Genomic DNA, 4,947 nt, shown 5'->3' on the forward strand with positions numbered 1-4,947 from the left:
CTGCCGTGGGCGGCACACCAGGCACGACCGAGGCCGAGGCCGTCGACGGCGCGGGCGCCGGGGCGCCGTCGGCGTCCGCCAGCTTGCGTACCCGCGCCGCCGCGGTCTTGAAGAGCGGCTGCTTGGAGCACGGGTCCCAGGCCGTCATGGTGAGCTCGTTGGCCGCCCGGTGATGGCCGCCGCCGTCCTCGACGTCCCAGTAGCCGTAGTGGAAGGGCACGAACAGCACGCCGGGCCGCACCCCGCTGACCCGGACCCGGGCCCGGACCGCGCCCCGAGGCGTGGACACCTCGGCGAGGTCGCCCTCCGCGAGTCCGAGCGCGTCGGCGTCGTGCGCGGAGACCTCCACCCACACGTCCGGTGCCGCTGCCTGGAGCTGCGGGGCCCGCGCCGTCTTGGTGCGCGTGTGGAAGTGGTAGAGCGTGCGCCCGGTGACGAGCTGCAGCGGGTACCGGGCGCCGGGCACCTCGTGCGGCTCGACGTAGTCGGCGGGCTTGAGGATCGCGCGGCCGTCCGGGTTCAGCGCGGCGTACTCGGTCGCGTCGAGCGGCGCGCCCGTGGCGAGGTCCCGGCCGTAGGTCTCGCACTCGTCGCCGCGGCTCCAGAAGCGGCCGTCGGCGTACAGCCGCTCGGTGCCCTCGGGATGCTCCTCGGTGCAGGGCCACTGCACGCCGCTGCCGCGCAGCCGGTCGTAGGTCAGACCGGTGTAGTCGCACGGCCGCCCTCGGCTGCACTCCTTCCAGGCCTCGAACGCGGACTCCGGGTCGTGCCAGCGCACCAGCGGCCCGCCGTCCTTGTCCCGCAGGTCCATCCGCCGCGCGAAGTCGAGGAAGATCTCGAGGTCCGGCCGGGCCTCGCCCGGGGGCTCGACGGCCTTCTCCGACAGGTGGACCGTCCGGTCCGCGTTGGTGAAGGTGCCGGTCTTCTCGCCCCACGTCGCCGCGGGCAGGACGACGTCGGCGAGCTGCGCCGTCTCGGACAGGAAGATGTCCTGGACCACCAGGAACAGCCGGTCCTGCGCCAGGATCGCGCGGATCCGGTCGAGCTCCGGCAGGGAGACGGCGGGGTTGGTCGCCTGGACCCAGAGCATCCGGACCGAGCCCTGCTCGGCGTAGCGCATGATCTGCATGGCGTGGGTGGGCGCGGTGTAGTGCGGGATGCTCATCGGGTCCACGTTCCACACCCGGGCCAGCTCGTCGACGTGCTGCTTGTTGGACCAGTTCCGGAACCCGGCCAGGTCGCCGTCCGCCCCGCACTCGCGGGTGTTCTCCGCCGTGGGCTGGCCGTTCATCTGCAGCAGGCCGCACCCCGGCCGGCCGAGCATGCCGCGCAGCAGGTGCAGGTTGTTCACCTGGACCGAGGCCGCGGTGGCCTGGTGGGCCTGGTAGAAGCCCTGCAGCACCGTGGACAGGAGCCGTTCGGCCGTGCCCAGCAGACGCGCCGCCGCACGCAGGTCGGCCTCCGGCACGTCGCAGATCCGCGCCACGCGCTCGGGCGGGTACTCCCGCACCGTCCGAAGCAGGTCGGTGTGTCCGATGGTGTGCCGGTCGACGTACTCCTGGTCCACCCATCCGTGGGCGACGATCTCGTGCAGCAGGCCGTTCATCAGGGCGAGGTTGGTGCCGGGGCGTGGTGCCAGGTGCACGGTGGCGGCCCGGGCCACGGGGGTCGCCCGTGGGTCCACGCAGAGCACCGCGGGCGGGTTGGGACCCGCCAGCCGGTCGAGCACGCGGGTCCACAGCACGCTCTGGGTCTCGGCCATGTTGTGCCCGAACAGGGCGATGACGTCGGCGTGGTCCACGTCCGTGTAGGAGCCGGGCTGGCCGTCCGAGCCGAACGACTCCTTCAGGGCCTCGGCCGCGGTCGCGGTGCACAGGCGCGTGTTGCCGTCCACGTGGTTGGTGCCGATGCCCGCGTGCGCCACGACGCCGAGCGTGTAGTACTCCTCCAGGAAGAGCTGGCCAGAGGTGTAGAAGCCGATCGCACTCCCGCCCTGCTCCGCCAGGAGGCGCCGGGTGCTGGCAACCACCCGGTCCATCGCGTCGTCCCAGGTGGTCTCCACCAGGGTTCCGCCCCTGCGGACCAACGGCCTGGTGAGCCGGTCGGACGACGCGTTGGCCTGCCATCCGTAGAGGTCCTTGGGACCGAGCCGGCCGTGGTTCACCCGGTCCTCGGCCCGTCCCCGGACCCCCACGATGCGGCCGTCCTTGACGGCGATGTCGAGCGCGTCGCCGTTCGAGTGCAGGAGCGTCGCGGACTGCACCCAGCGGTCGACCTGCCCTTCCTCGACGCCGTCGGCGAGGAAGGAGTCGGTGCGTACGGGCCAGTCCTGGCCCGGCCCGTACGGCGTGCGCGTACCCCAGGGCTCCGCGATGCGGTCGGTGGACGTCATCCGTCCAGCGGACCCCTCACCCGCGTCCCTCGCAACCGCTGGTCACCCGGGGCGCGAGCCGACGAGGGCCTGCCTATGGTCGGGAGACGACGGCCGTGCGGCAGCACGGGGAGGGGACGACGACATGCGCTTCGGATACACCCTGATGACCGAGCAGAGCGGGCCGCGCGAGCTGGTCCGGTACGCCGCGGCGGCCGAGGAGGCCGGGTTCGACTTCGAGGTCTCCAGCGACCACTTCTCGCCCTGGCTTGCGGAGCAGGGGCACGCGCCTAACGCGTGGGTGCTCCTGGGGGCGGTGGCGCAGGCCACGAGCCGGGTCGAGCTGATGAGCTTCGTGACGTGCCCGACCATGCGCTACCACCCGGCGGTCGTGGCGCAGCAGGCGGCGACGCTCCAGCTCCTGGCCGACGGCCGGTTCACCCTGGGCCTCGGCGCCGGCGAGAACCTCAACGAGCACGTCATCGGCGAGGGCTGGCCCGGCGTCGCCGTGCGGCACGACCTCCTGGAGGAGGCGATCCACGTCATCCGCGAGCTGCTGACGGGCGAGCTCGTCACCTGGGAGGGGCAGCACTTCCGCATCGAGTCCGGGCACCTGTGGGACGTCCCGGACGCCGGTGTCCAGATCGGGGTCGCCGTGTCGGGGGAGCGTGGCGTGGAGCGGTTCGCCCCGCTCGCCGACCACCTCGTCCAGACCACGCCCGACGCCGACGTCGTGCGCGGCTGGAGGGCGCGTCACCCGGGGTCGACGCGGGTCTTCGGTCAGGTCCCGGTGTGCTGGGACCCCGACGAGGACGCCGCGGTCGCCCGGGCGCACGCCGAGTTCCGGTGGTTCGGCGGCGGGTGGGCGGTGAATGCGGACCTGCCGACGCCGGCCGGGTTCACGGCCGCCGCCCAGTTCGTGCGGCCCGACGACGTCGCGGCGTCGATCGCGTGCGGGCCCGACCTGGACAAGCTCGCCGAGAGCGCCCGCCCGTTCCTCGAGGCCGGCTTCACCGACCTCGCCTTCGTACAGGTCGGTGACCACCATCAGGAGCGGTTCCTCGCGGAGGCGGCGGCCCCGCTGCTGGAGCGGGCCCGGGCGCTCTAGGCCCCGCAGGGTGCGACGTGCCTGTTCAGGCGGGCTGCGGGCGCAGGGCGTCCGGTGGCTCGTCGGCCGGTTCCGTCGCCTGCACCGGCCGGACGGCGGTGAGTCCCCGTTCCAGCATGTCGGCGGCCGACTCGTCGGAGTCGATGCCGGCCCCCAGCGCCGCCATGATCCGCACCGCCGCCACGCTCTCGGGGACCTGGGCCTCCGTGGCCGCGTCCTGCAGGACCTGCTGGGCCTCGTCGTCCTGGACGTCCCGCGCCACGGCGATCACACACTTCGCCCGTTCGATGGCCACCTGTCCGATGACGCTGTCCCGGCTCATGGATGACATGGGGAACCTCCGGATCCGGCAAGGATCGAGAGCCGCTTCATGACCCCGAGCTGTCCACTCTAGGCCATCGGGCCTGGTCAACACCAGGCTCGGCCCTCCTGCGGGGCCCTCGTGCGAGTGCCGGAGCCGCGGGGGACAGTGAGGACTGCCGGTGCAGCAGACCGCCGCCGGCCCCCCAGCCAAGGAGGCACGACCATGGCCAAGCAGACCGCCGCAGATGTCATGACCCCGGCACCCACCACCATCGACCAGACCGAGACGCTCGAGGCAGCCGGCCGCCTGATGGCCGAGCAGGACGTGGGGGTGCTGGTCGTCCGGGCCGGGCCCACCGCCGTCGGTGTCGTCACCGACCGGGACCTCGTCGTGCGCGGCCTCGCTGCCGGCCTGGACGCCGACGCGACCGTGCAGCAGGTCACGACCGACAAGGTGATCACCGTCGGTGTCGGTGACCCCGTGGAGACCGTGGTCGAGGTGATGCGCGCGGGTGCCGTCCGCCGCGCACCCGTCCTGGACGGGAACGTGCTCGCCGGGATCGTCTCGATCGGCGACCTCGCCGTCGAGCGGGACCCGGACTCCGCGCTCGCGGACATCTCCAGGGCGCGGCCCAACCGCTGAGCGCACGGTCCCGGGCCGTGCCGGGCCGTGGCCACGGGCCACGGGCCACGGTGAGGCCATGACGACGCACGACGTGCGAGTGCCGCCGCCGCCGAGGAACATCGAGGTCATGAGGGTGATGCGGTGGCGGTGGGTGGCGCGAGGCGCCGTCGCCGCTACCGTGCTCGCCGGGACGGCCTCGTGCACGGTCGCCAGCCACCAGGAGCCGGGGCAGGCGAGCGCGGCGATCGCCGATGCCCTGTCCGAGGCGGGCTCGGCGGCCGAGACCACCCGGATCGTCGTCGAGCAGCTCTCCCGGGGACGGCTGACCGGGCCGATGGCCGACACCGCTCTGCTGGACCAGCTCCGCGTGCTGGACGACGTCGAGACGGCGCTGACCACCCTGGTCCCGCCCGACACCACCTCGTCCGACCAGCGGGCCGCCGGGCTCGCGGCCGTCGGTGGGGTCACGGACGTCGTCGTCAGCGCACGGGAGTGGGACGCGGCACGGGCCGGTGGCGACCTCGGCGGCGCGGCCGCCGT

The 4,947-nt window shown here is 73.6% G+C and carries 5 protein-coding genes; 3 read left to right on the forward strand and 2 right to left on the reverse strand.

The annotated features are described in order from the left end of the window. Positions 1–2,392 (reverse strand): molybdopterin oxidoreductase family protein (locus PROKR_RS12305; protein ID WP_084800406.1); only part of this gene is annotated, 2,392 nt, incomplete at its 3' end. Positions 2,393–2,516: 124 nt separating this feature from the next. On the opposite strand from PROKR_RS12305, the gene PROKR_RS12310 reads away from it, so the two are divergent. Beyond that, the gene (locus PROKR_RS12310; RefSeq protein WP_036963561.1) at positions 2,517–3,479 is read left to right on the forward strand and encodes a TIGR03557 family F420-dependent LLM class oxidoreductase; all 963 of its coding nucleotides are present in this window, start codon (positions 2,517–2,519) and stop codon (positions 3,477–3,479) included. Positions 3,480–3,504: 25 nt separating this feature from the next. Here the strand turns inward: PROKR_RS12310 and PROKR_RS12315 are convergent, their stop codons facing one another. Next, on the reverse strand, positions 3,505–3,810 hold the full coding sequence (locus PROKR_RS12315; RefSeq protein WP_142034762.1) for a hypothetical protein: 306 nt from the start codon (positions 3,808–3,810) through the stop codon (positions 3,505–3,507). A gap of 195 nt (positions 3,811–4,005) precedes the next feature. On the opposite strand from PROKR_RS12315, the gene PROKR_RS12320 reads away from it, so the two are divergent. Continuing rightward, on the forward strand, positions 4,006–4,425 hold the full coding sequence (locus PROKR_RS12320) for a CBS domain-containing protein (RefSeq protein ID WP_036963564.1): 420 nt from the start codon (positions 4,006–4,008) through the stop codon (positions 4,423–4,425). Positions 4,426–4,483: 58 nt separating this feature from the next. Then, on the forward strand, positions 4,484–4,947 hold a 464-nt coding region (locus PROKR_RS12325), incomplete at its 3' end, for a hypothetical protein (protein ID WP_036963565.1).

Source organism: Promicromonospora kroppenstedtii DSM 19349 (genome assembly GCF_000515355.1).
GTDB lineage: Bacteria > Actinomycetota > Actinomycetes > Actinomycetales > Cellulomonadaceae > Promicromonospora > Promicromonospora kroppenstedtii.